This is a genomic window from Citrobacter amalonaticus, from assembly GCF_018252635.1.
Lineage (GTDB): Bacteria > Pseudomonadota > Gammaproteobacteria > Enterobacterales > Enterobacteriaceae > Citrobacter_A > Citrobacter_A amalonaticus_E.
Genome location: NZ_JAGTXM010000001.1, coordinates 544,706 through 569,166, shown reverse-complemented (window position 1 = coordinate 569,166; position 24,461 = coordinate 544,706). Strand labels below are relative to the sequence as shown.

The 24,461-nt window shown below is 54.4% G+C and carries 23 protein-coding genes and 1 other RNA gene; 8 read left to right on the top strand and 16 right to left on the bottom strand.

All coding sequences use genetic code 11. The features are described 5' to 3' along the window. Positions 1-16 precede the first annotated feature (16 nt). Positions 17-997 (top strand): tRNA-modifying protein YgfZ, encoded by a 981-nt coding sequence (ygfZ, locus tag KE671_RS02650; RefSeq protein ID WP_206161587.1) that lies wholly within the window; start codon positions 17-19, stop codon positions 995-997. A 113-nt stretch (positions 998-1,110) separates the two neighbouring features. Here the strand turns inward: ygfZ and trhA are convergent, their stop codons facing one another. Beyond that, the gene (gene trhA, locus KE671_RS02645) at positions 1,111-1,770 is read right to left on the bottom strand and encodes a PAQR family membrane homeostasis protein TrhA (protein WP_206161586.1); all 660 of its coding nucleotides are present in this window, start codon (positions 1,768-1,770) and stop codon (positions 1,111-1,113) included. 162 nt (positions 1,771-1,932) lie between these two features. Then, entirely contained in the window at positions 1,933-2,244 is a 312-nt protein-coding gene (yqfB, locus tag KE671_RS02640; protein ID WP_206161585.1) for a N(4)-acetylcytidine aminohydrolase, read from the bottom strand. A 51-nt stretch (positions 2,245-2,295) separates the two neighbouring features. Here yqfB and KE671_RS02635 point away from each other — a divergent pair, with 51 nt between their 5' ends. Together KE671_RS02635 and bglA are read left to right on the top strand one after the other, a co-directional pair. Further along, positions 2,296-3,024: a MurR/RpiR family transcriptional regulator gene (locus KE671_RS02635; RefSeq protein WP_206161903.1), complete on the top strand. Its 729-nt coding sequence runs from the start codon at positions 2,296-2,298 to the stop codon at positions 3,022-3,024. A 119-nt stretch (positions 3,025-3,143) separates the two neighbouring features. Next, positions 3,144-4,577 (top strand): 6-phospho-beta-glucosidase, encoded by a 1,434-nt coding sequence (bglA, locus tag KE671_RS02630; RefSeq protein WP_206161584.1) that lies wholly within the window; start codon positions 3,144-3,146, stop codon positions 4,575-4,577. A gap of 92 nt (positions 4,578-4,669) precedes the next feature. Here bglA and KE671_RS02625 read toward each other — a convergent pair whose 3' ends face one another. The 4 genes from KE671_RS02625 to gcvT all read right to left on the bottom strand — a co-directional run bounded on the left by KE671_RS02625 (position 4,670) and on the right by gcvT (position 9,988). Next, positions 4,670-5,413 (bottom strand): SDR family oxidoreductase, encoded by a 744-nt coding sequence (locus tag KE671_RS02625; protein WP_206161583.1) that lies wholly within the window; start codon positions 5,411-5,413, stop codon positions 4,670-4,672. 60 nt (positions 5,414-5,473) lie between these two features. Continuing rightward, entirely contained in the window at positions 5,474-8,347 is a 2,874-nt protein-coding gene (gene gcvP / locus KE671_RS02620) for an aminomethyl-transferring glycine dehydrogenase (RefSeq protein ID WP_206161582.1), read from the bottom strand. A 131-nt stretch (positions 8,348-8,478) separates the two neighbouring features. Next, the gene (gcvH, locus tag KE671_RS02615; RefSeq protein WP_206161581.1) at positions 8,479-8,868 is read right to left on the bottom strand and encodes a glycine cleavage system protein GcvH; all 390 of its coding nucleotides are present in this window, start codon (positions 8,866-8,868) and stop codon (positions 8,479-8,481) included. A 25-nt stretch (positions 8,869-8,893) separates the two neighbouring features. Further along, entirely contained in the window at positions 8,894-9,988 is a 1,095-nt protein-coding gene (gene gcvT, locus KE671_RS02610) for a glycine cleavage system aminomethyltransferase GcvT (protein ID WP_206161580.1), read from the bottom strand. Positions 9,989-10,161: 173 nt separating this feature from the next. On the opposite strand from gcvT, the gene KE671_RS23010 reads away from it, so the two are divergent. Next, positions 10,162-10,365, top strand: a complete 204-nt coding sequence (locus KE671_RS23010) for a hypothetical protein (RefSeq protein ID WP_432759322.1) — start codon at positions 10,162-10,164, stop codon at positions 10,363-10,365. Between the two features lie 73 nt (positions 10,366-10,438). Here the strand turns inward: KE671_RS23010 and ubiI are convergent, their stop codons facing one another. The 4 genes from ubiI to KE671_RS02590 form a co-directional block, all read right to left on the bottom strand. Continuing rightward, on the bottom strand, positions 10,439-11,641 hold the full coding sequence (gene ubiI, locus KE671_RS02605) for an FAD-dependent 2-octaprenylphenol hydroxylase (protein WP_206161579.1): 1,203 nt from the start codon (positions 11,639-11,641) through the stop codon (positions 10,439-10,441). Positions 11,642-11,765: 124 nt separating this feature from the next. Beyond that, positions 11,766-12,944: a 2-octaprenyl-6-methoxyphenyl hydroxylase gene (gene ubiH / locus KE671_RS02600; RefSeq protein WP_206161578.1), complete on the bottom strand. Its 1,179-nt coding sequence runs from the start codon at positions 12,942-12,944 to the stop codon at positions 11,766-11,768. Next, the gene (pepP, locus tag KE671_RS02595) at positions 12,944-14,257 is read right to left on the bottom strand and encodes a Xaa-Pro aminopeptidase (RefSeq protein ID WP_206161577.1); all 1,314 of its coding nucleotides are present in this window, start codon (positions 14,255-14,257) and stop codon (positions 12,944-12,946) included. Before pepP ends, ubiH begins: the two co-directional genes overlap by 1 nt. Positions 14,258-14,286: 29 nt before the next feature. Further along, a complete protein-coding gene (locus tag KE671_RS02590) occupies positions 14,287-14,865 on the bottom strand; it encodes a YecA family protein (RefSeq protein WP_125339144.1) in 579 nt (192 codons plus the stop codon). A gap of 166 nt (positions 14,866-15,031) precedes the next feature. On the opposite strand from KE671_RS02590, the gene zapA reads away from it, so the two are divergent. The 3 genes from zapA (at position 15,032) to KE671_RS02575 (ending at position 16,203) form a co-directional block, all read left to right on the top strand. Then, entirely contained in the window at positions 15,032-15,361 is a 330-nt protein-coding gene (zapA, locus tag KE671_RS02585; RefSeq protein WP_195296554.1) for a cell division protein ZapA, read from the top strand. Positions 15,362-15,402: 41 nt separating this feature from the next. Next, positions 15,403-15,586, top strand: a non-coding RNA gene (ssrS, locus tag KE671_RS02580) — 6S RNA. Between the two features lie 20 nt (positions 15,587-15,606). After that, complete coding sequence (locus tag KE671_RS02575) at positions 15,607-16,203, top strand: 5-formyltetrahydrofolate cyclo-ligase (protein WP_206161576.1); 597 nt, start codon at positions 15,607-15,609, stop codon at positions 16,201-16,203. A gap of 392 nt (positions 16,204-16,595) precedes the next feature. On the opposite strand, the gene serA is transcribed toward KE671_RS02575, so the two are convergent. Both serA and rpiA read right to left on the bottom strand, forming a co-directional pair. Next, positions 16,596-17,828 (bottom strand): phosphoglycerate dehydrogenase, encoded by a 1,233-nt coding sequence (serA, locus tag KE671_RS02570; RefSeq protein WP_206161575.1) that lies wholly within the window; start codon positions 17,826-17,828, stop codon positions 16,596-16,598. 267 nt (positions 17,829-18,095) lie between these two features. Beyond that, complete coding sequence (gene rpiA / locus KE671_RS02565) at positions 18,096-18,755, bottom strand: ribose-5-phosphate isomerase RpiA (RefSeq protein ID WP_042322083.1); 660 nt, start codon at positions 18,753-18,755, stop codon at positions 18,096-18,098. 159 nt (positions 18,756-18,914) lie between these two features. On the opposite strand from rpiA, the gene argP reads away from it, so the two are divergent. After that, positions 18,915-19,808 (top strand): DNA-binding transcriptional regulator ArgP, encoded by an 894-nt coding sequence (gene argP, locus KE671_RS02560; protein WP_042322080.1) that lies wholly within the window; start codon positions 18,915-18,917, stop codon positions 19,806-19,808. A gap of 7 nt (positions 19,809-19,815) precedes the next feature. On the opposite strand, the gene KE671_RS02555 is transcribed toward argP, so the two are convergent. From KE671_RS02555 to serB, 4 genes are read right to left on the bottom strand one after another with little or no spacing between them, the layout of a single operon-like run. Beyond that, positions 19,816-20,715: a LysR family transcriptional regulator gene (locus KE671_RS02555; protein WP_206161574.1), complete on the bottom strand. Its 900-nt coding sequence runs from the start codon at positions 20,713-20,715 to the stop codon at positions 19,816-19,818. 22 nt (positions 20,716-20,737) lie between these two features. Further along, the gene (gene nadR / locus KE671_RS02550) at positions 20,738-21,970 is read right to left on the bottom strand and encodes a multifunctional transcriptional regulator/nicotinamide-nucleotide adenylyltransferase/ribosylnicotinamide kinase NadR (protein WP_206161573.1); all 1,233 of its coding nucleotides are present in this window, start codon (positions 21,968-21,970) and stop codon (positions 20,738-20,740) included. Positions 21,971-21,991: 21 nt separating this feature from the next. After that, positions 21,992-23,374 (bottom strand): DNA repair protein RadA, encoded by a 1,383-nt coding sequence (gene radA / locus KE671_RS02545; protein ID WP_044253979.1) that lies wholly within the window; start codon positions 23,372-23,374, stop codon positions 21,992-21,994. An 11-nt stretch (positions 23,375-23,385) separates the two neighbouring features. Beyond that, positions 23,386-24,354 carry a phosphoserine phosphatase gene (gene serB / locus KE671_RS02540; RefSeq protein WP_206161572.1) on the bottom strand — a complete coding sequence of 323 codons (969 nt, stop codon included), beginning with the start codon at positions 24,352-24,354 and terminating at the stop codon, positions 23,386-23,388. Positions 24,355-24,461: the final 107 nt, after the last annotated feature.

The window sequence follows — 24,461 nt, the reverse complement described above, 5'->3', positions numbered from 1 at the left end:
AAATCAGGACATTTTTATGGCATTTACTCCATTTCCACCTCGTCAACCATCAGCTTCAGCGCGTTTGCCCGTGACGTTGATGACGTTAGATGACTGGGCGCTGGCCACGATTACCGGAGCGGACAGCGAGAAGTATATCCAGGGGCAGGTGACGGCTGACGTGAGTCAACTGACTGAACAGCAGCATGTACTGGCCGCTCACTGCGACGCCAAAGGCAAAATGTGGAGCAACCTGCGGCTGTTTCGCGATGGCGACGGTTTTGCCTGGATTGAGCGTCGAAGTCTGCGTGACGCGCAGGTGGGTGAACTGAAAAAATACGCCGTGTTCTCGAAAGTGACGATTGCCGCAGACGACGAACGCGTGCTGCTGGGTGTCGCAGGTTTCCAGGCTCGAGCCGCACTGGCAAATCTGTTTAGCGAATTGCCCGACCGCGAAAAGCCTGTCACGCGTGAAGGAGCGACCACCCTGCTGTGGTTTGAACATCCGGCAGAACGTTTCCTGTTGGTTACCGATGTGACAACAGCAGAAACTGTGACAGAAAAACTGCGTGGCGAAGCGGAACTGAATAACAGTCAGCAATGGCTGGCGCTCGACATTGAGGCTGGTCTGCCGGTGATTGATTCTGCAAACAGCGCGCAGTTTATTCCACAAGCGACCAACCTCCAGGCACTGGGCGGTATCAGCTTTAAGAAAGGCTGTTATACCGGTCAGGAAATGGTAGCGCGGGCGAAATTCCGCGGAGCGAACAAACGCGCGTTATGGTCCCTGGCGGGTAAGGCCAGCCGTGTACCGGAAGCAGGTGACGATCTTGAAATGCAAATGGGTGAGAACTGGCGTCGTACTGGCACCGTCCTCGCGGCAGTGCAACTGGATGACGGTCAGCTTCGGGTCCAGGTGGTGATGAACAACGATATGGAGGCCGACAGCGTATTTCGTGTACGCGACGATGCCAACACGTTGCACATTGAACCGCTGCCCTATTCACTGGAAGCGTAACTCTGTAGGCCGGATAAGGCGTTTACGCCGCTATCCGGCATCTCTTGCCTGATGGCGCTTCGCTTATCAGGCCTACAGGCACGCTCACGTAGGTCTGATAAGGCAGCAGAATATTAAGCCTGCCCTACATACAAATAGATCGCCAGGAAGTGGCACACGCTGCCGCCCAGCACAAATCCATGCCAGATAGCGTGATTGTAGGGAATACGTTTACAGACGTAGAAAATCACCCCCAGCGAATACACCACACCGCCGACGGCCAGTAGCGTTACGCCTCCCGCCGCCAGTTTGATCGCCAGTTGATACACCACAATCAGGGACAGCCAGCCCATCGTCAGATAAGTCACCAGCGACAGCACTTTAAACCGGTGAGCTATCGTCAGTTTGAATAAAATACCGAGCAGCGCCAGACTCCAGATTACTATCATCAGCCCGCGCGCCAACGGCGAATCCAGCCCCACCAGCAGAAACGGGGTATAGGTCCCGGCAATAAGCAGGTAGATCGCACAGTGGTCGAATTTTTTCAGCCAGATCTTCGCCCTCTGATGTGGGATCGCGTGATATAAGGTCGACGCCAGAAATAACAGAATCATGCTGCCGCCGTACAGGCTGTAACTGGTAATCGCTGTCGCGCTGGCATTCATATCCACTGCCTGCACCAACAACAACACCAGACCGACAATACCAAACACCAGCCCAATACCATGACTGATGCTGTTGGCGATTTCCTCCGCCAGTGAATATCCTTGCGCGATGAATGGCTTCTGGACCATAACTTACTCCGGAGAAACGAACACGTTCGTGATTGCGCTTCTAGCGTAACTGAGAATGGTTCCAGTGAACACCTGTTAGCTAAAATAAATATCACATAGAAATTAATCTTTATAAATCATTATGTTGAAATGCATTTTTCAACTAACAGTTGTTCATTTAATTCAAAGGCATTTAAAATCAATCACATAAAACTGTGACTGGTTCGGGTAAATTTCGCTAATCACCCGTTTCAGTTCCTCCAGCGTCATGTTTTCCTGCTGTGCATGTTTTTCCGTCAACGTGTCGAGCGTGACGGTTGACGTTCCCCGCACCTCAATCGTGCAAAAATAGCCGTCGTCCTCGAAACGCCCTACCCGCAGAATGTCGCCAGTCCTGAAGTGAGATTCCGACTCATCACGAATAGTGATCGTTTTACGCCCTGCCAGAATGTCGTCCTGGAAACGCTGAAAAAAAGTGATGTCATTTGGCTGCATGTTATTATTCCCGTAGGTAAATTCTGATGAGTGAGTATTGCCATTGTGAGTATGTTCTCCCACGCTGCTATCGCCAGTCTCAACAACATTGAGATGTTGGTCTACAACTATGTCATTAAGAACCGTGACAAAGTCATGTATATGACCATCCGGGAACTGGCTGAAGGGGCAGGGGTATCAACCACCACCGTGCTGCGTTTCTGTCGCAAGCTTAACTGTGAAGGCTACTCCGAATTTCGCGTGCGCTTTAAATTATATTTAGAGCAGAACGAACCGCAACAGGCTAATTTTGGTGCCAGCGAGATTATCAGTTTTTTTAAAGGGGTAAATAACGATGAATTTGATCAGTTACTCGATCAGGCTGTAGAGATTATTTTATCGTCCGAACGCATTATATTTGTCGGTGCCGGCACCTCTGGAGCCTTAGCCAAATATGGCGCTCGTTTTTTCTCAAACGTCGGAAAATTCAGTAACCATATTGACGATCCTTATTTCCCGGTGACGAACGATATGGCGCGGAATGCGCTGGCGATTGTGCTATCGGTCTCTGGCGAAACCGAAGAAATCCTGCGTTTTGCCAGCCAGTTCAGCCTGCATCACTGCAAAGTACTTTCGATTACCAGCCACGAACACTCGCGCCTCGCCAGGCTGGCGGACTTTAATCTCTCCTGGCATGTACCGCAAACCCGTATTGCTGGCGTGTACGATATCACCACGCAAATTCCCGTTATTTATATTCTCGAAACGCTTGGCCGAAAATTGGCGAAAAAATTAGCGTAAAAAAACAGACTGTTTTATGGCGGTAACAAATTACCGTTTCGCTATTTTGTTATATCGTGACATTTACCTTCCCTTTGTTAGACTCAAATCAGTTTGTATTAATTTGAGACGACGTAACGATGAAAAAACTCACCTTACCGAAAGATTTTCTCTGGGGCGGCGCGGTTGCTGCACATCAGGTTGAAGGCGGCTGGAACAAAGGCGGAAAAGGCCCCAGCATTTGTGACGTTCTGACCGGCGGCGCACATGGCGTACCCCGTGAAATCACCCAGCAGGTGGTGCCGGGTAAATATTACCCAAACCACGAAGCAGTCGATTTTTATGGTCACTACAAAGAAGACATCAGGCTGTTTGCCGAAATGGGCTTTAAATGCTTCCGCACGTCCATCGCCTGGACACGAATCTTCCCGCAAGGTGACGAAACGCAGCCAAATGAAGAAGGGCTGAAATTCTACGACGACATGTTTGATGAATTGCTCAAGTACAATATCGAACCGGTCATTACTCTGTCTCACTTTGAGATGCCGTTGCACCTGGTTCAGCAGTATGGCGGCTGGACTAACCGTAAGGTCGTTGATTTCTTTGTCCATTTTGCCGAAGTGGTGTTTGAGCGCTACAAGCATAAGGTCAAATACTGGATGACCTTCAACGAAATCAACAACCAGCGCAACTGGCGTGCGCCCCTGTTTGGCTATTGCTGTTCCGGCGTGGTCTATACCGAGCACGAAAACCCGGAAGAGACGATGTACCAGGTGCTGCATCACCAGTTTGTCGCCAGCGCGTTAGCAGTGAAGACGGCGCGTCGCATCAATCCGGAAATGAAGGTGGGTTGTATGCTGGCTATGGTCGCGCTGTATCCGTTTTCCTGCAAGCCAGAGGATGTCATGTTCGCTCAGGAATCCATGCGCGAGCGCTATGTTTTCACTGACGTGCAGTTGCGCGGTTACTACCCCTCCTATGTCCTCAACGAGTGGGAGCGTCGCGGCTTTAACATTAAAATGGAAGATGGCGATGCCGCGATTCTGCGTGAAGGTACCTGCGATTACCTCGGCTTCAGCTACTACATGACCAACGCGGTGAAGGCCGAAGGCGGCAGCGGCGATGCCATTTCAGGTTTCGAAGGCAGCGTACCGAATCCGCACGTCAAGGCCTCTGACTGGGGCTGGCAGATTGACCCGGTGGGTCTGCGCTACTCGCTATGCGAGCTGTATGAGCGTTACCAGAAACCGTTGTTCATCGTTGAAAACGGATTTGGCGCTTACGATAAAGTAGAAGACGATGGCAGCATTAACGACGACTACCGCATTGACTATCTGCGTGCTCATGTCGAAGAGATGATGAAAGCGGTCACGTATGACGGTGTGGATCTGATGGGTTACACGCCATGGGGCTGCATCGACTGTGTCTCTTTCACCACCGGCCAGTACAGCAAACGTTATGGCTTTATCTATGTGAACAAGCACGATGATGGAACGGGTGACATGTCGCGTTCACGCAAGAAAAGTTTCGACTGGTATAAAACCGTGATCGCCAGCAACGGCGAGGTTCTGTGAATTTTCGCCGGATGACGGCGTAAGCACCTTATCCGGCCTACGGAGCCAGAGCTTGTAGGTCGGGTAAGGCAGAGCCGCCACCCGACAGGAAATTACTTCCCGCCTGCCAGCTCCAGAAAGCTGCCCGTGACATACGACGCTTTCTCGCTCAGCAGCCAGGCAATGGCCTGGGCCACCTCTTCCGGCTGCCCGCCACGCTGCATAGGCAACATCGACTTCACGCGATCCACCCGACCCGGCTCGCCGCCGGAAGCGTGTATTTCGGTGTAAATGAGCCCAGGGCGCACGCCGTTGACCCTGATCCCTTGCGCCGCCACCTCCAGCGCCAGGCCCGTTGTCAGAGAATCGACGGCCCCTTTCGACGCCGCGTAGTCAATATACTCCCCCGGAGCCCCCAGACGCGACGCCGCTGACGACACGTTCACAATCGCCCCGCCGTGACCGCCGTGTTTGTGCGACATACGCTTGACCGCCTCGCGACAGCAGAGGAAATACCCCGTCACGTTGGTCGCCAACACGCGGTTAATGCGCTCGGCAGAGAGGTTTTCGATCGTACTTTGTTCAAACAAAATTCCGGCATTATTGACCAGCGCCACAAGCGGCTCATTTTCACGGTCGATCGATTCGAACATCGCCACGACCTGCGCTTCGTCACTGATATCTGCACGCAGGGCGAATGCGTTTCCCCCGGCCGCGACTATCTTATTCACCACGTCGGTGGCAGCCCGAATATTGTGATGAAAGTTAACGGCAACCGTATAACCCTCATCTGCCAGTTGTAACGCGGTTGCCCGTCCAATACCGCGACTGCCACCGGTAACTAATGCTATTGCCATCCCTTCCCCCTGAAACAAAAAGGCGCCGGAGCGCCTTTAAAAGATAGTCGAATCAGCAGATTACTGGTATTCGCTCATCGGCACGCAGGCGCAGAACAGGTTACGGTCGCCGTAAACGTCATCCAGACGTTTCACGGTTGGCCAATACTTGTTCGCCACGCCCGCCGGGAAGACGGCAACTTCACGGCTGTAACCGTGATTCCACTCAGCCACCATCTCGTTCTGGGTATGCGGCGCGTTAACCAGTGGGTTATCTTCCAGTGACCAGACGCCTGCTTTCACGCTGTCGATTTCCGCGCGAATCGCCAGCATCGCATTAATAAAGCGATCCAGTTCCACTTTGCTTTCCGATTCCGTCGGCTCAACCATCAGCGTACCCGCGACCGGGAACGACATGGTTGGCGCGTGGAAACCATAGTCAATCAGACGTTTGGCAATATCCAGTTCACTGATGCCGGTCTCTTCTTTCAGCGGACGGATGTCGAGAATACACTCGTGCGCCACGCGACCATCACGACCGGTGTACAGTACCGGGAACGCATCTTTCAGGCGGCTGGCGATGTAGTTGGCATTCAAAATCGCGACCTGGCTTGCCTGCTTCAGTCCTTCTGCGCCCATCATACGGATGTACATCCAACTGATCGGCAGAATCGATGCGCTGCCAAACGGTGCGGCAGAAACCGCACCCTGGCGGGTCAGCATCCCTTCAATCTGCACCACGCTGTGCCCCGGAACAAACGGTGCCAGGTGCGATTTCACGCCAATCGGTCCCATGCCTGGGCCACCGCCGCCGTGCGGAATGCAAAAGGTTTTGTGCAGGTTCAGGTGTGAAACGTCAGCACCGATAAAGCCCGGAGAGGTGATGCCCACCTGAGCGTTCATATTCGCGCCGTCGAGATAAACCTGACCACCGAACTGATGCACGATCTCACACACTTCACGGATCGTCTCTTCGTACACGCCGTGAGTAGACGGATAGGTCACCATGATGCAGGAGAGGTTTTCGCCCGCCTGACCGGCTTTTTCACGCAGATCGCCAAGATCGATGTTGCCGTTCTTATCACAAGCCACAACCACCACCTGCATCCCCGCCATCTGTGCGGAAGCCGGGTTAGTTCCGTGCGCAGAAGCCGGGATCAGGCAGATATCGCGATGCCCTTCATTGCGGCTTTCATGGTAATGACGGATCGCCAATAAACCCGCGTATTCCCCCTGAGCACCGGAGTTCGGTTGCATGCAGACGGCATCATAACCGGTCAGTTTGACCAGCCAGTCAGAAAGCTGACCGATCATCTGGTGGTAGCCTTCCGCCTGTTCTGGCGGGCAGAACGGATGCAGTTCGGCGAATTCCGGCCAGGTAATCGGGATCATTTCCGCTGCCGCGTTCAGCTTCATGGTGCAGGAACCCAGTGGGATCATCGCCTGATTCAGCGCCAGATCTTTACGCTCCAGCGAGTGCATGTAGCGCATCATCTCCGTTTCGCTGTGATAGCGATTGAAAACCGGGTGGCTCAGGATAGCGTCATCGCGCAGCATACTTTCCTGAATCGAACGACTGTCGTGCGCCACCTCTTTATCCAGGGTGTCGATGTTCAGACCGTGGTTGTCGCCCAGCAGAACCGCGAATAATTGCAGGACATTTTCACGCGTGGTGGTTTCATCGAGCGTCATACCTACCGCGTTATGGATATCACTGCGCAGGTTGATTTCAGCCGCTTGCGCACGCGCCAGTACTGCGGCTTTATCCGCCACTTCCACGCACAGCGTGTCAAAATAGTGGGTATGACGCAGTTTCAGCCCTTTTTGTTGCAGGCCCACGGCGAGGATATCGGTCAGACGGTGGATACGATTCGCAATACGTTTCAGGCCAACCGGGCCATGATAAACAGCATACAGGCTGGCGATGTTTGCCAGCAGTACCTGTGAGGTACAAATGTTGGAGTTGGCTTTCTCGCGGCGAATATGCTGCTCACGCGTTTGCATCGCCATGCGCAGCGCGGTATTGCCCGCCGCATCTTTTGATACACCGATAATACGGCCCGGCATGGAGCGTTTGAATTCATCTTTCGCGGCGAAGAAGGCCGCGTGCGGGCCGCCATAGCCCATCGGTACGCCAAAGCGTTGCGCAGATCCAAACACAATATCCGCGCCCTGTTTACCCGGCGCGGTCAGCAGCACCAGCGCCATAAAATCGGCAGCAACGCTGACGATCACTTTGCGTGATTTCAGTTCGCTAATCAGCGCGCTGTAGTCGTGGACTTCACCGGTGGTTCCCACCTGCTGTAACAGCACGCCGAACACATCCTGGTGATCCAGCACTTTCGCCGCCTCATCCACAATCACATCAAAACCAAAGGTTTCCGCACGCGTACGCACAACATCCAGCGTCTGCGGGTGCACATCTGCGGCAACAAAGAAACGGTTCGCGTTCTTCAGTTTACTCACGCGCTTCGCCATCGCCATCGCTTCTGCCGCGGCGGTAGCTTCATCGAGCAGCGATGCGGAGGCCATGTCCAGACCGGTCAAATCCAGCGTCACCTGCTGGAAGTTCAATAAGGCTTCCAGACGACCCTGAGACACTTCCGGCTGATAAGGCGTATAGGCGGTGTACCAGCCCGGGTTTTCCAACATGTTACGCAGGATAACCGGCGGCAGCTGCACGGGGGTGTAGCCCATGCCAATGTACGACGTGAAACGCTTGTTACGCCCGGCGATGGCTTTTAATTCAGCCAGCGCAGCGTATTCGGTCGCCGCCTCGCCGACCTGCGGCGGGGTGGCGAGCTGAATGTCTTTCGGCACAATCTGGCCGATCAGCGCGTTTAACGACTCGGCGCCAACCGCATTTAGCATCTCTTGCTGCTGCGCGGCGTCCGGTCCGATGTGGCGTTCAATGAAAGCGCCGCTGTTTTCAAGCTGGCTTAACGTCTGTGTCATGGGCGATGGTTCCTGAAACGTGCAGTGAATCGTGATTGTCTGACTGGTTTGCCCGGTGGCGCTCACGCTTACCGGGCCTACGCGCGATCGGTAGGCCGGATAAGCGTAAGCGCCATCCGGCATAAGCGTATTTATTCGTCTTCGAGCAGAGCTTCGTATGCTGTCGCATCCAGCAGCGAGTCCAGTTCACTCTCATCGCTGGCTTTGATTTTGAAGATCCAACCATCGGCATACGGCTCGCTGTTCACCAGCTCCGGGGAATCGCTCAGCGCGTCGTTAACGGCCACGATCTCACCGCTGACCGGCGCATAGATGTCAGAAGCGGCTTTGACCGACTCTGCCACCGCGCAGTCGTCACCCGCGCTAACGGTCGCACCGACTTCCGGCAGGTCAACAAATACCATATCGCCCAACAGTTCCTGAGCGTGTTCGGTGATACCGACGGTGTAAGTGCCGTCAGCTTCTTTGCGCAGCCATTCGTGTTCTTTGCTGTATTTCAGTTCTGCTGGTACGTTGCTCATCAATCAATCTCCAGAAAAGGATGAATCACGCGACGGCTTTGCCGTTACGCACAAAAACAGGTTTAGTAACTTTTACCGGCATTTCGCGGTTGCGAATCTGCACAATCGCCGTTTCGCCAATGCCTGCTGGTACACGCGCCAGCGCAATGCTGTAACCCAGCGTCGGTGAGAAGGTGCCGCTGGTGATAACGCCTTCCTGCTGATTGCCCTGAGCGTCAGTGAAACGTACCGGCAGTTCATTACGCAGAACGCCTTTCTCGGTCATCACCAGACCGACCAACTGATCGTGGCCTTTTTCACGCTGGGCTTCCAGCGCTTCACGACCGATAAAATCGCGGTCAGTCGGCTCCCAGGCGATGGTCCAGCCCATATTGGCCGCCAGCGGAGTGATACCTTCGTCCATCTCCTGACCATACAGGTTCATACCTGCCTCCAGGCGCAGCGTATCACGCGCGCCCAGACCACACGGTTTCACGCCTGCTTCCACCAGCGCACGCCAGAAATCCGCCGCCTTTTCATTCGGCATCGCTATCTCATAACCTGCTTCACCGGTATAACCGGTCGTAGCAATGAACAAGTCGCCGGCCTGCACGCCGAAGAACGGTTTCATTCCTTCAACGGCCTTACGCTGCTCGTCAGTAAACAGGGATGCTGCTTTCGCCTGCGCGTTTGGCCCCTGTACCGCGATCAGCGACAGATCATCACGCACGGTGATGTCAATGGCATAAGGTTCAGCGTGTTGGGAAATCCAGGAGAGGTCTTTTTCGCGGGTAGCGGAGTTGACAACGAGGCGGAAGAAGTCTTCGGTAAAGTAATAGACAATCAGGTCATCAATTACGCCGCCCGAGGCGTTAAGCATACCGGAGTAAAGGGCCTTGCCGGTTTTTGTGAGCTTTGCCACGTCGTTTGCCAGCAGATAGCGCAAGAACTCCCGGGTGCGACTGCCGCGTAGATCGACGATAGTCATGTGCGACACATCAAACATTCCGGCATCGGTGCGAACCGCATGGTGCTCATCAAGCTGAGAACCATAATGCAGCGGCATCATCCAGCCGTGAAAATCAACCATGCGCGCGCCGCACAGCGTGTGTTGTTCGTACAAAGGCGTCTGTTGAGCCATCTTGTCCTCATTGAATAAGCGGGGCTGACCACCCTTTCGCAGCGAAAATTGTCGCCACGAAACCCGGCATCGAAGCCACTACAGCGCTCCGACGCAAACGTTCTCTTTGCCCCTGAACTTACCACCGAAACCCACGCTAAACCATAAAACAAAATTAAGCATCACATTAGCTTATGACCCAAAACCATCAAAACACGCTCAGCATAAAAAACCACAATTCAGGTATTTCACGCAGATCAACAGTAAGCATTTGCACATATCAGCCATACATATCAACATTAAATACTGAAAAAATGTCAAAACGGACTTTATGCGAAAATCAATACATTAGAAAATATAATGCGAAAAGAACAGTGAAATTAGTTTATTTCAAATGAGGAAAGCCTCCCGACGAAGACGCCGGGAGAAGGAAGTGTGACGGGATTCAAATTCTTTAAATGTGGTGAATTCTTAGCGAAGCCACTCAGGCAGATCGTTTAATCCCATTGCCTGACGGAGAAGTTGCGGTTTAATGCCTGGGAGGGTGTCAGCCAGTTTCAGCCCCATATCACGCAACAGCTTTTTCGCTGGATGCGTCCCCGCAAACAGTTCGCGAAACCCCTGCATGCCCGCGAGCATCAGCGCGGCGCTGTGCTTACGGCTCCGCTCATAGCGACGCAAATAGAGGTACTGACCGATGTCTTTACCCTGACGATGTAAACGCTTAAGTTCCTCCACCAGCTCAGCCGCATCCATAAAGCCAAGGTTTACGCCTTGTCCGGCGAGCGGATGGATGGTATGTGCGGCGTCGCCGACCAGCGCCAGACGATGCGCGGCGAACTGACGCGCATAACGTCCGGTCAGCGGAAACACCTGGCGTTCGCTTTCCACGCGGCACAAGCCCAGGCGGTTATCAAAGGCGATATTCAGCGCCTGGTTAAAACGTTCCTCACTGGCCTGCTGCATGCGTTGAGCTTCTTCGGGGGAAAGTGACCAGACGATGGAGCACAAATGCGGATCGCTAAGCGGCAAAAACGCCAGAATACCTTCACCGTGAAACGCCTGACGGGCAACAGCGCCGTGCGCTTCTTCAGTGCGAATAGTCGCGACCAGTGCATGATGATGATAATCCCAGAAGGTCAGCGGAATATCCGCTTTATTGCGCAGCCACGAGTTCGCCCCGTCTGCGCCAATCACCAGACGCGCTGTGAGCATTGCACCATCTTTCAGCGTCAGGAAGGCTTCGTTTTCGCCCCACGCGACCTGCTGTAATTCAGCAGGTGCCATCAGCGTAATATCGGAGGATTGCCGCGCCTTTTGCCACAGCGCGTAGTGGATAACCGTGTTCTCCACGATATGGCCCAGATGGCTGTAGCCCATGCTTTTGTCATCAAATTCAATACGGCCAAAACTGTCCTTATCCCACACTTCCATTCCGTGATAACAACTGGCCCGGTGGGCCACAATCTCTGACCAGACGCCCAGACGCGTCAGCAGTTTTTCACTGGCAGCGTTAATGGCTGACACGCGAAGCGCAGGATCGGCATCCGCCGCCAACGGTTGCGGTTCGCGCTGTTCGAGCACAGCGACACGTAAACCGCTGCCCTGCAGCCCACACGCGACAGCCAGGCCAACCATGCCTCCACCCACGATTGCTACATCAACACTTTGCACTGTTTACTCCTGAGAATAGGACAATCAAAAACCGTAGGCCGGATAAGGCCAAGCCGCCATCCGGCAAGGTTACCCGCCTATCGGTCGGATGACGGTTTCGCCTTATTCCGACCTACGGGTGAATTTAACGTGCCACCCAACCTAACGTCCGCTGCGCTAACGCATCACGGGCGGGCGGAAAGAGTTCCATCGCCATGAGTCCCACATTGCGGCCCATGACCAGCGGTGCCCAGCGGTTGGCAAACAGATGGACCAGACTGTCCGTTACGCCAACCGTAGCATGACGATCGTCCTGGCGGCGCTGTTGATAACACGTGAGCACACCGTAATCACCAACGTCCCTGCCCGTTGCCTGCGCGGCAGTCAACGTTTCGGCGAGGCTCATGACATCGCGCAGGCCGAGGTTAAACCCCTGCCCCGCAATCGGGTGCAGCGTCTGCGCGGCATTCCCCACCAGCACGGTGCGGTGCGTGAACGGCTTCGCCGCCGTGGTGAGCGAAAGCGGATACACGCTGCGTTTGCCCGCGTGCGTGATGTTCCCCAACCGCCAGCCAAATGCCGTCTGGAGTTCGCGGCAGAAACGTTCATCTGACCAGCCCAGAATCTCCTCGCGTTGTTCCAGCGGATGACACCACACCAGTGAACAACGACCCTCAGACATTGGCAGCATCGCCAATGGCCCATGCGCCGTAAACCGTTCAAACGCGCGGCCATTATGTGCAACAGCGGTTGAGACGTTGGCGATCACCGCCAGTTGATCATAAGGCTCCTGCTGCCAGTCAACGCCGCAGGCGGTTGCCAGCGCAGAACGGGTACCATCCGCCGCCACCAGAACGCGTCCGACGATCGTCTCGCCCGTTTCCAGCGTGACGTTCACCTGTTCCTGGGTACGCGACACGCTGGCAACCCGATCCGGGCAGTGCAGCGTGACGCCTGGTGCTTTTCGTAGCAGAGCAAACAGTCGTAGTCCTACGTCGTGCAGCTCAACCACCTGACCCAGCGCCGGAATGCGGTAATCATCAGCGTCAAGCGTCACAAACCCGGCATGTCCCCGGTCGCTGACGTGGACCGTATTAATTGCAGTGGCGCAATCGGCGATAGCCTGCCATACGCCAATTCGCGCCAGTTGTTGACAGGTTCCCGCCGCGAGCGCAATCGCCCGGGCATCAAACCCGGGATGACTGTCCACTTCAGGGGCGGTCGCTTCAACCAGATGAACCGGCAGTGTCCCTTGACTTAACCGGGAAATAGCCAGCGCCAGCGTCGCGCCCACCATGCCACCGCCAACAATAATCACGCTCATTACGTTCTCGCCGCTGCCATTAACGCTTCAATCTCATCCGCCTTTTTGACGACGCCAGCGGTCAGATTTTCGTTACCGTTTTCCGTAATCAGGATGTCATCCTCAATGCGGATCCCGATCCCCCGATAAGCTTCCGGGACATCAGCATCAGGCGCGATATACAGCCCCGGCTCAACGGTAATCACCATCCCCGGTTTAAGGATGCGGGAACGATCCTGTTCGTATTCACCGACATCATGGACATCCAGTCCCAACCAATGGCTCAGGCCGTGCATGAAGAACGGACGATGCGCGTTGTCGGCAATCAGTTGGTCCACTTCACCCTGCAAAATACCCAACCTCACCAGCCCGGTAATCATAATGCGCACAACTTCACCGGTGACCTCCTGAATCGAGGTGCCAGGACGATACAGACGCAGGCTGGTTTCCAGCGATTCCAGTACGATGTCGTAGATTTCACGCTGTGCCGGGGTAAATTTGCCATTCACCGGGAAGGTCCGCGTGATATCGCCCGCATAACCTTTGTATTCACAGCCTGCGTCAATCAGCACCAGGGAACCATCGCGCAGTTCACTTTCGTTTTCGGTGTAGTGGAGAATGCAGCCGTTTTCACCGCCACCCACAATGGTGTTGTAGGAAGGATAGCGCGCGCCGTGGCGAGTAAACTCGTGATGAATTTCGCCTTCCAGTTGATATTCAAACATCCCTGGACGGCATTTTTCCATCGCCCGGGTATGCGCCAGCGCCGTAATTTCGCCTGCCCGACGCATCACGGCAATCTCTTCTGGCGACTTAAACAGGCGCATTTCATGCACCATCGGCCGCCAGTCGATCAAGGTTGAGGGGGATTTCAGGTTCTGGCGCGAACCTTTACGCAGTTTTTCCAGCGCGGTGAAGACTATCTCATCCGCATACGCATATTCGCCCTGCGCGTGGTACACCACATCCAGACCGTTAAGCAGTTGAAAAAGCTGTTGATTGATTTCACTAAAGGCCAGCGCACGATCCACTGCCAGTTTTTCAGGCGCGGCATCTTGTCCCAGTCGACGACCAAACCAGATTTCCGCAGTCAGATCGCGAACGCGGTTGAACAACACGCTGTGGTTATGGGTATCGTCGCTTTTAATCAGTACCAGAACGGCTTCCGGTTCGTTAAAACCGGTGAAATACCAGAAATCGCTGCTCTGGCGATACGGGTATTCACTGTCCGCGCTGCGCGTCACTTCCGGCGCGGCAAAAATCAGCGCGGCGCTGCCTGGCTGCATTTGCGCAAGCAGTGCCTGGCGACGACGTTGGTATTCCTGCGGTGTCATGACGTGGCCTCCATTATCGTTATATTTTTTTAGTGTAGGGTTGGTTTACGCACTTCCGGTGCGGTCGGCGGCTGACGGGTAAAGGTGTCATGGCACAACAGCGCGGCGACACGCACATACTCGATGATCTCTTCGAGCGACATTTCGAGCTCTTCCTGATCTTCCTCTTCGTCATAGCCGAGCTGCGCGATGTTGCGCAAATCGTCGATGGCTTCGCCCGTTTCACCGGTCACTTTATCGAGCTTCGGCTGCGTGACGCCGAGGCCCAGCAGGAAGTGATTAACCCATCCCGCCAGTGCATCTGCGCGATCGAAAACGCTCACGTCATCACCTTCAGGCAGATAAAGCTGAAAAAGGAAACCGTCATCTTCCAGCGCGTCGCTGGTCGCGGAGTGCATTTTACGCAGCGCCTGCGCCAGTTCATGACCGAAGGCCAACCCTTCGTTGGTCAGGTCGTGAAGCAGCGGCTGCCAGGAGCTGTCGTTGTTGCCACCGCAAATCATCCCGCTGATCAAACCATGCATTTCCGCCGGGGTCAGTCCGGCCCCTTGTTGGTTCAAATACTGGTTCATTTCACTGTAACCAGGCATTTCGTTCTGTATAGACATAAGCATTCGTCATCAAAGGGAGGATATTCATGGTATGCTACCACTTTGGACCCTGGTGAACCAGAATAGGGCTTGTATCTTCACACCAGGGTAGCTATAGTGTCGCCCCTTCGCGGACCCAGGGTCTGGAGACGAAGGCAGCGCAGTCAATCAGCAGGAAGGTGGCATGTCTGCACAACCCGTCGATATCCAAATTTTTGGCCGTTCACTGCGAGTGAATTGCCCGCCTGAACAAAGGGATGCGTTGAATCAGGCAGCGGACGATCTGAATCAGCGGTTGCAAGATCTAAAAGTTCGCACTAGAGTCACAAATACTGAGCAACTGGTATTCATTGCCGCACTGAATATAAGTTACGAGTTGACTCAGGAAAAAGCGAAGACCCGCGACTACGCGGCGAGCATGGAACAACGTATTCGGATGCTCCAACAGACCATTGAACAGGCACTGCTTGATCAGGGTCGCATAACCGAAAAAACGAGCCAAAACTTTGAATAACACTTTTCGGTTTACTATGGTAGAGTGACCGTGAAGACAAAATTTCTCTGAGATGTTTGCAAGCGGGCCAGTCCCCTGAGCCGATATTTCATACCACAAGAATGTGGCGATCCATGGTTGGTGAGCATGCTCGGTCCGTCCGAGAAGCCTTAAAACTGTGACGACGCATTCACCTTGAACCAAGGGTTCAAGGGTTACAGCCTGCGGCGGCATCTCGGAGATTCTCCTTCTACCTGGCGATAGCCATGACATTACATTCTGAACTCCCTTTATCACGACAAACCATTCGCCAGATGATTAGGCAACGTCGTCGTGCACTCACACTTTCGCAGCAAAGCACCTTCGGTCAGCAGGCCGCGACACGCATGCTTGCGTATCCACCCGTAGTGATGGCGCACACGGTCGCCGTGTTTCTGTCATTTGACGGCGAACTCGATACTCAGCCGCTAATCGAGCAACTCTGGCATGCGGGAAAACGCGTTTATCTTCCGGTACTTCATCCGTTCAGCCCTGGTAATCTGCTGTTTCTGCACTATCACCCGCACAGTGACCTGGTCACTAATCGGCTGAGGATTCAGGAGCCTAAACTCGACGTTCGTGATGTTCTGCCGCTTTCACAACTGGACGTGCTGGTCACGCCCCTGGTCGCGTTTGATGAGCAGGGTCAGCGTTTGGGTATGGGCGGCGGATTCTACGATCGCACCCTGCACAACTGGCAACAGCATGGCCTGACGCCTGTGGGCTACGCTCACGATTGCCAGCGCGTAGAGAAATTACCGGTAGAAGAGTGGGATGTTCCCTTACCGGCCGTCGTGACGCCGTCAAAATTGTGGGAATGGTAAGCACTTCTTTGCTGATTGACACCGCCGTTTTTTTGACCTAAATTACCCTCGGTAAGGGTGAGGGAGGCGAACCTCCCTCCTGCGTTTTCGCTGTTAATATGCTGGGTAGGCGATGATTAACAGGATAAGCAGCATGATGACGTAACTCATCATCGTCCCTTTCCTTTTTAGAGCCCCTGCTTCGGTAGGGGCTTTCCCGTTTCAGCGCTGTGCTGCGCCTCTATCGTAAATTCCTTTTGTTGATGTACAACGCGTAGCGAAGCCTTTAATCATCAATTGCGGCAAGGCTCGAACGCAGAATGTATACGTTACAGAAAAGGACGACGGGAAAACGAAGAGAACAAGGGTGAAATGGCGGGCAGACACTCAGCGTCTGCCCGCATCAGTGAGGATCAGTACAGCAGGCGTGCGCGAATAGTCCCCGGAATCGCCTTCATCGCCAGCAGCGCTTTCTCGGCGACATCTTCATCCGCTTCAATATCGATAACGACATAGCCCATTTGCGCCGACGTTTGCAGATACTGTGCAGCGATGTTCACCCCCTGCTCGGCAAAAATCTGGTTCAGGGAAGTCAGCACGCCAGGACGGTTTTCATGGATGTGCATCAAACGACGCCCGCCGTGGAGCGGCAGCGACACTTCCGGGAAGTTCACCGCAGAGAGCGTAGAGCCGTTATCGGAATACTTCGCCAGTTTCCCCGCGACTTCCAGACCGATGTTCTCCTGTGCTTCCTGAGTGGAACCGCCAATATGCGGCGTCAGAATCACGTTATCAAAGTCGCATAGCGGCGAAGTAAACGGATCGCTGTTCGTTGCCGGCTCTGTCGGGAACACGTCGATTGCCGCCCCAGCCAGGTGTTTGGTCGCCAGCGCATCACACAGCGCGGGAATATCTACCACGGTGCCGCGTGCGGCGTTGATCAGCAGCGATCCCGGCTTCATCAGCGCGATCTCTTTCGCGCCCATCATGTTCTTCGTCGAGGCGTTTTCCGGCACGTGCAGACTGACCACGTCGCTCATGTTAAGCAATTCAGACAGATGCTGAACCTGGGTGGCGTTACCCAGCGGCAGCTTGTTCTCAATATCGTAGAAGTAAACGTGCATCCCCAGCGATTCCGCCAGAATACCCAACTGAGTCCCGATATGGCCGTAGCCGATGATGCCGAGCCGTTTGCCGCGCGCTTCAAACGAACCGGCAGCCAATTTATTCCACACGCCACGGTGCGCTTTGGCGTTTGCTTCCGGTACACCACGCAGCAACAGCAGTAACTCGCCAATGACCAGTTCCGCCACGGAACGGGTGTTTGAGAACGGCGCATTAAACACCGGAATACCGCGTTTTGCCGCCGCCGTCAGATCAACCTGGTTGGTGCCGATGCAGAAACAGCCAACAGCGACCAGTTTTTCCGCCGCGTTGATCACCTCTTCTGTCAGATGGGTACGGGATCGCAGGCCAATGAAATGGGCATCACGGATGGACTCTTTCAGCTGTTCGGCATCCAGCGCCCCTTTGTGAAATTCGATGTTGGTATAACCTGCCGCCCGAAGGCTATCCAGCGCCTTTTGATGCACGCCTTCAACCAGCAGAAATTTAATCTTGTCTTTCTCCAGCGATACCTTTGCCATTTCCCGACCCTGTCTTTTTATGCAATCTGATGTTGTGTGTGTGGATTTGCATCCGCCTTTCAACATATCAAAAATAATTATTGCGGCAATATGAACGTTTGCGTCACCCTGTTGAGGAACGTTCATTCAGTGGCAAATGGCAGAGGAAAATGCTGGGGATAAGTTTTTCTTTGGAGAAAACAGCAGGGCAAGATTCAAAACGTGATAGATGTCACCAAATTTGCCCTACAAAAATATTTTAACCGGGGAAGCGCTCCCCCGGTAAGATCATTTCACGATGGTTTTGACACCGTCAGCGGTCCCAATTAACGCCACATCCGCGCCACGGTTGGCAAACAGGCCGACGGTAACCACGCCTGGAATGGCGTTAATGGCATTTTCCATCGCCACTGGATCGAGGATCTCCATTCCGTGCACATCAAGGATCACGTTGCCGTTGTCGGTGACAACCCCCTGACGGTATTCCGGACGGCCACCCAGTTTAACCAGTTGGCGAGCCACTGCGCTACGCGCCATTGGGATAACCTCAACCGGCAGCGGGAAGTTACCCAGAATATCCACTTCTTTGGACGCATCAGCAATACAAATGAATTTCTTCGCCACGGAGGCGATGATCTTTTCCCGGGTCAGCGCCGCGCCGCCGCCTTTAATCATCTGCATGTGACCGTTAATTTCGTCTGCACCGTCAACATAGACGCCAAGGCTGTCGACTTCGTTGAGATCAAACACAGGGATACCGAGACTTTTGAGTTTTTCGGTTGAAGCATCCGAGCTGGAAACCGCACCTTCAATTTGACCTTTCATGGTGCCCAGCGCGTCAATAAAGTGTGCGGCTGTTGAACCGGTACCTACGCCTACAATGGTGCCGGGCTGTACATACTGAAGTGCCGCCCATCCTACTGCTTTTTTCAGTTCATCCTGCGTCATGATTGTCTCGCCTTTGTGGAGAAAAATTCACGCGCATTATAGACCATTGCGCGGAAAAATCTTCCCGACCCGCTCGCAGGCTACGGATTTCGTCTTTACCCAATGCAAATTTATGTCATAGTGCAGGACAAGCAAAAATTTCAGGAGTGTGTCAGATCAATGAAACGTCCGGACTACAGAACACTACAAGCACTGGATGCCGTTATACGTGAACGCGGGTTTGAGCGCGCGGCGCAAAAGCTGTGCATCACCCAATCTGCCGTTTCGCAACGCATCAAACAGCTTGAGAATATGTTCGGACAACCCCTGCTGGTCCGTACCGTTCCGCCGCGACCGACGGAGCAAGGGCAAAAGCTGCTGGCACTGCTTCGCCAGGTTGAATTGCTGGAAGAAGAGTGGCTGGGTGATGAACAAACAGGCTCCACGCCGCTGCTGCTGTCACTGGCGGTCAACGCCGACAGTCTGGCGACCTGGCTGTTGCCGGCCCTGGCTCCGGTACTGGCTGACTCCCCTATTCGCCTCAATTTACAGGTGGAAGATGAGACCCGCACCCAGGAACGTCTGCGCCGCGGTGAAGTAGTAGGGGCGGTGAGTATTCAACATCAGGCGCTGCCCAGTTGTCTGGTGGATAAGCTCGGCGCGCTCGACTATCTGTTTGTGGGATCCAAAGCGTTTGCTGAACGCTACTTTCCGAACGGCGTCACCCGTTCTGCGCTGTTGAAAGCGCCTGCGGTGGCGTTTGACCACCTGGATGACATGCACCAGGCCTTCCTGCAACAAAACTTCGATCTGCCGCCGGGCAGCGTTCCGTGCCACATCGTCAACTCTTCGGAAGCCTTTGTGCAACTGGCGCGTCAGGGCACCACCTGTTGTATGATCCCGCATCTGCAGATTGAAAAAGAGCTGCAAAGCGGTGAGTTGATCGATCTCACGCCGGGCCTGTTCCAGCGCCGGATGCTCTACTGGCATCGGTTTGCGCCAGAAAGCCGTATGATGCGCAACGTCACCGACGCGCTGCTGGCCTACGGTCACAAGGTGCTGCGTCAGGACTAAGCCAGTCTCATTTTGCGGTGTAGAAATGTCTGAGCTCATCGAACTGCATGGCAAATTCGATGTAGCTCATCAACGCGGGAGAGTTCAGCTTACGGCTGGGATAAACCAGCCAAAGATCGTTTCCCGCCACCGTCCATGGCGCCAGTACCGGTATCAGATAGCCCTTTTCAATTTTATCTTCCAGCATGAACGCCGGCAGCAGCGTGATCCCGGCTCCTGCGATGGCGCTTTCGCGGGCATACACCAGATTATCCGTCAGATGAACACGGTCAGGCAGGTGCTGATAATCTTCATCATCCCGATGGAATACCCACTCAGACCAGGCCTTGTGTGTAATGCAATGGTGTTCAACCAGTTGACGGGGATGGTTCAACGGCGCATAGCGTGACAGATAATCGGGCGAGGCCAGTAAATAGCGCGGACAATGGCCAATCATGCGTCCAATCAGCGAGGAATCCTGCGGCTTACCGGTACGCAACGCGACGTCAAATCCGCTGTCCACCAAATCCAACATTTCATCAGAAATACTGACTTCCAGCGAGACATCAGGGTAATGCTGCTGAAACCGGGTGTTCAGGCGCGCCAACAGCGTCGCGCCAATACCCGCTGGGGAGGTAATGCGCAACCGTCCGCTGGGATTATCACGCAGGCGCTGTACCGCGTATTCCGCGCGTTCGCTGGCCGCGAGAATCTCCCGACAGTGTACCAGGTAGTGTTCTCCCGCATAGGTCAGGTTAAGTTTGCGGGTGGTGCGATTGATCAGGCGAATGCCAACGTGCTGTTCAAGCTGGCTGACGCGCTGGCTGACGCTCGACTTCGGTAATCCCGCCTTTTGCGCGGCGACGGTAAAGCTGCCGTGTTCGGCGACCAGAGCAAACAGCGCCATATCCTGCAAGTGCTTAAACATCGCGTTCACCTCTGGGCGAGGTTCACCCTTGCTCGCCCATCATCTCTTTGACCAGTTCAACGCAGCGCAGGAAACGGCCATCGTAATCCGCCTCTTCAACATGCACGAAGTCGATGTTGTTTTCGCGCAGCATCTCCACCAGCAGCGTTTGAAACTCTTTGCGATCCACGGAGCTACCGAGGCTGCGCATACCGTCGGCTACCCACGGTGTGTTATTTTCCAGTAGGATCACCAGGTCAAAGCGGTATTCATCGATCAACGCCTGCACAAACGGATGCTCCCGCCCTTCGTATTTTTTGCAGAAGGCCTGGGTTGTGACAAAGTCGGTGTCGATAAACGCTACCTTGTTAGCGTATTTCACCGCAAAATCAATATATTGCGCATGACCCAGCGCGATTTTATCGTAGTCGGAATACTGTAGCGCCATCTCATCACCGCCGAGGTGTGAGAAGACATAGTCGCGGCCATATTCCCACGCACTGGTGGTATTGAAGATATTCGCCAGCTTGTTGACCAGCGTCGACTTTCCGCTCGACTCGCCGCCCAACACCGCCACGGTACGCACGAAGAACGGCTTCACCTCAGTCGGAATGTATTCCCAGTAGCGGAACGGATTTTCACGGATTTGTGCTCCGCTGATGCTCATAAAGGTACGTCTGGGATCGATGAGTACCGTTTCAGTACCCAGATGTTCCAGGTACTGCGGCGCATCGGCCTCCTCTGAGGTATAGATCCAGTTTGGCTCAATTCCCTTCTCCGCCATGAACGCCTTGATGCCCTTACTCCAGACATCCCAGCCGTGCGGATACGGCTCCATCCCCTCTTCGTTGAAGGCATGAATGCGGATATTTTTCTGATACTTGAATGTTTGCAATAGCCAGCGCAGGCGGTCCGGAACGGTGGGCTGTTGCGACATCGCGCTGTCTTCAAACAGCGCGCGATCGCGCGTGTCATCATAGCCCATGATGATATGCAGCTCGTCCACCTGACTACAGGCACGCTGAATCAGATAGATATGACCGGTGTGAAGCGGATAAAATTTGCCAAACACCACGCCGATATTTTTTTGCTGGCGGGGAAATTCCAGTCCAAGAAAACGGTGCAACGCCTCCAGCTTTTGCGCGCTGGGGCTTTTTATCTTGGCATTGAGAAGCTGGCTGAGATAGCCCTTCGTCATTCCACTGGCATCCGCCACTTGTTGCAGGGTACAGCCCTTTTGCTTAATCGCGGTTTTCAGATAATCAAATGACGACATGGGTAACCTCCGTTTCACTCATTATAAGTCGTCAAATACGTTTAACGCATCTGCCAGCTTCTTAACGCCAAAAACCTGCATTCCTTCTGGTGGTTTTTTCGGCACGTTGGCTGCCGGAACAATCGCACGACGGAAGCCATGTTTTGCGGCTTCTGAAATACGTTCCTGACCACTGGGCACCGGGCGAATCTCGCCTGCCAGCCCCACTTCGCCAAACACCACCAAATCCTGCGGCAGTGGCCTGTCACGCAAGCTGGAGACCATCGCTAGCAGCAGAGCCAGATCCGCGCTGGTTTCTGTGACTTTGACGCCACCCACCACGTTGACGAACACGTCCTGATCGGCCATTTGCAGACCGCCATGACGGTGCAGCACCGCTAACAGAATCGCCAGACGGTTCTGCTCCAGTCCCACCGCCACCCGCCGTGGGTTTGCCATCATCGAGTGATCGACCAGCGCCTGGATCTCCACTAACAGCGGTCTCGTCCCTTCCCAGACCACCATCACTGAACTGCCGGAAGTGACTTCATCACCGCGACTCAAGAAGATCGCCGACGGGTTGCTCACTTCGCGCAGTCCCTGTTCGGTCATCGCGAAAACACCTAACTCATTCACCGCACCAAAACGGTTCTTGTGGCTGCGCAGAGTACGAAAACGGGAATCGGCATCGCCATCAAGCAATACCGAGCAGTCGATGCAGTGCTCGAGAACTTTTGGCCCCGCCAGCGAGCCGTCTTTAGTCACGTGACCGACCATCACAATCGCCACGCCACGCGTCTTGGCAAAGCGCGTCAGGTAGGCTGCCGTCTCACGCACCTGCGCCACGCTACCGGGCGATGACTGGATATCTGCCATGTGCATCACCTGAATAGAGTCGATCACCATCAGCTTTGGCTGCTCTTCTTCCGCAATCAGGCAAATCTGCTCAATGCTGGTTTCCGAAAGCATGTTGAGATTATTGGTCGGCAAACCGAGACGGTGCGCGCGCATTGCCACCTGTTGCAGGGATTCCTCACCGGTGACGTACAGGGTTTTCATCTGCTCCGCGAGCTTACACAGCGTCTGTAACAACAGCGTGGATTTACCCGCGCCGGGGTTACCGCCGATCAGAATCGCGCTGCCGGGAACAACGCCGCCGCCCAGCACGCGGTCAAACTCTTTAAAACCGGTAGAAAAACGCGGCAGCTCTTCCAGACTAATATCGGAAAGCTTCTGGACTTTTGCGACACCCGCGCTCCCGGCATAACCACTCAGTCGCTCATTACGCGCCACCGTCGGCGATGCGGCCAGGCGCACCTCTGTGATGGTGTTCCAGGCATGACAGGCGCTGCATTGCCCCTGCCAGCGCGGATAATCCGCCCCGCATTCATTACATACAAAGGCGCGTTTTGGAGCTTTTGCCACGGTTTACCTCATTATTTCTGGTTCATGCTGCCGGAGAGAATGCAGAACACCCCCATCAGGTCAGCGTGACGGATAGTAATCTCCGTCTTTTCATTCACTTTCGGCTTGGCATGGTACGCAATCCCCAGCCCCGCGGTTTTGATCATCGGCAGATCGTTGGCACCATCGCCAATCGCCACTGTCTGCGCAATCGGAATTTCATACTCCTGCGCCAGTCGGGTCAGCGTATTGGCCTTATACTGCGCGTCAACGATATCGCCAACCACGTTGCCGGTGAATTTACCGTCCATGATCTCCAGTTCATTCGCCACCGCCGCCGTCAGCCGCAGTTTCTCGCGCAGATATTCGGCAAAGAAAGTAAAGCCGCCGGAGGCGATCGCCACCTTCCAGCCCAGCGTTTCCAGCTTCAGCACCAGTTGCGTCAGGCCCGGCATTAGCGGCAGACTTTCACGTACCTCATGCAAAATATTGGCATCTGCGCCTTTCAGCGTCGCCACACGACTGCGCAGGCTGGTAGTGAAGTCAAGTTCGCCGCGCATCGCCCGCTCGGTCACTTCCGCCACCCTGTCACCCGTACCCGCCAGTTTGGCTATCTCATCAATGCACTCGATCTGAATCGCGGTGGAATCCATGTCCATCACCAGCAGGCCAGGAGTACGCAAATGCGGGATTTTCCCCAGCGGCGCGACGTCCAGTTGCGCATCATGCGCCAGTTTCGTGGCGCGAGACGTAAGCGATCCGGCAAGGCGAATGACCTGATAATCCTCGACGCACCACGCCGCGACAATCACCATCGCCGCGCCCAGTTTACTCTGGTACTGAGTCAGACGTTGTTTATCCAGCCCGCGTCCGTACAACAGCCAGCCGCTACGTCCAGCGTGGTAATCCAGTGGCATCACCTCGTCACCACTCAAAGAAAGGGGCAAACCTGGCCATAAAGAGACATCTTCAGGCAAATCGCACCAGGTAATGTTAGGCATTAAAGCTCCTGTAAAATCATTCGGGCCGGAAAGGATCCTGGGGAAAATAACGCATGAGGCTACCTTGTAACCATCGCTTCTGGCAACATTAAGCCTCAAATTTTCAG

What these genes read in the sequence shown, in the direction of transcription:
- serA (WP_206161575.1), bottom strand. Translation starts at nt 17,828, where the DNA reads ATGGCAAAGGTATCGCTGGAGAAAGACAAGATTAAATTTCTGCTGGTT.
- gcvH (WP_206161581.1), bottom strand. Translation starts at nt 8,868, where the DNA reads ATGAGCAACGTACCAGCAGAACTGAAATACAGCAAAGAACACGAATGG.
- KE671_RS02555 (WP_206161574.1), bottom strand. Translation starts at nt 20,715, where the DNA reads ATGTTTAAGCACTTGCAGGATATGGCGCTGTTTGCTCTGGTCGCCGAA.
- serB (WP_206161572.1), bottom strand. Translation starts at nt 24,354, where the DNA reads ATGCCTAACATTACCTGGTGCGATTTGCCTGAAGATGTCTCTTTATGG.
- pepP (WP_206161577.1), bottom strand. Translation starts at nt 14,257, where the DNA reads ATGACACCGCAGGAATACCAACGTCGTCGCCAGGCACTGCTTGCGCAA.
- bglA (WP_206161584.1), top strand. Translation starts at nt 3,144, where the DNA reads ATGAAAAAACTCACCTTACCGAAAGATTTTCTCTGGGGCGGCGCGGTT.
- KE671_RS02575 (WP_206161576.1), top strand. Translation starts at nt 15,607, where the DNA reads ATGACATTACATTCTGAACTCCCTTTATCACGACAAACCATTCGCCAG.
- KE671_RS02625 (WP_206161583.1), bottom strand. Translation starts at nt 5,413, where the DNA reads ATGGCAATAGCATTAGTTACCGGTGGCAGTCGCGGTATTGGACGGGCA.
- KE671_RS23010 (WP_432759322.1), top strand. Translation starts at nt 10,162, where the DNA reads ATGACCCAAAACCATCAAAACACGCTCAGCATAAAAAACCACAATTCA.
- nadR (WP_206161573.1), bottom strand. Translation starts at nt 21,970, where the DNA reads ATGTCGTCATTTGATTATCTGAAAACCGCGATTAAGCAAAAGGGCTGT.
- rpiA (WP_042322083.1), bottom strand. Translation starts at nt 18,755, where the DNA reads ATGACGCAGGATGAACTGAAAAAAGCAGTAGGATGGGCGGCACTTCAG.
- zapA (WP_195296554.1), top strand. Translation starts at nt 15,032, where the DNA reads ATGTCTGCACAACCCGTCGATATCCAAATTTTTGGCCGTTCACTGCGA.
- gcvT (WP_206161580.1), bottom strand. Translation starts at nt 9,988, where the DNA reads ATGGCTCAACAGACGCCTTTGTACGAACAACACACGCTGTGCGGCGCG.
- KE671_RS02590 (WP_125339144.1), bottom strand. Translation starts at nt 14,865, where the DNA reads ATGTCTATACAGAACGAAATGCCTGGTTACAGTGAAATGAACCAGTAT.
- argP (WP_042322080.1), top strand. Translation starts at nt 18,915, where the DNA reads ATGAAACGTCCGGACTACAGAACACTACAAGCACTGGATGCCGTTATA.
- trhA (WP_206161586.1), bottom strand. Translation starts at nt 1,770, where the DNA reads ATGGTCCAGAAGCCATTCATCGCGCAAGGATATTCACTGGCGGAGGAA.
- ygfZ (WP_206161587.1), top strand. Translation starts at nt 17, where the DNA reads ATGGCATTTACTCCATTTCCACCTCGTCAACCATCAGCTTCAGCGCGT.
- ubiH (WP_206161578.1), bottom strand. Translation starts at nt 12,944, where the DNA reads ATGAGCGTGATTATTGTTGGCGGTGGCATGGTGGGCGCGACGCTGGCG.
- KE671_RS02635 (WP_206161903.1), top strand. Translation starts at nt 2,296, where the DNA reads ATGTTCTCCCACGCTGCTATCGCCAGTCTCAACAACATTGAGATGTTG.
- yqfB (WP_206161585.1), bottom strand. Translation starts at nt 2,244, where the DNA reads ATGCAGCCAAATGACATCACTTTTTTTCAGCGTTTCCAGGACGACATT.
- gcvP (WP_206161582.1), bottom strand. Translation starts at nt 8,347, where the DNA reads ATGACACAGACGTTAAGCCAGCTTGAAAACAGCGGCGCTTTCATTGAA.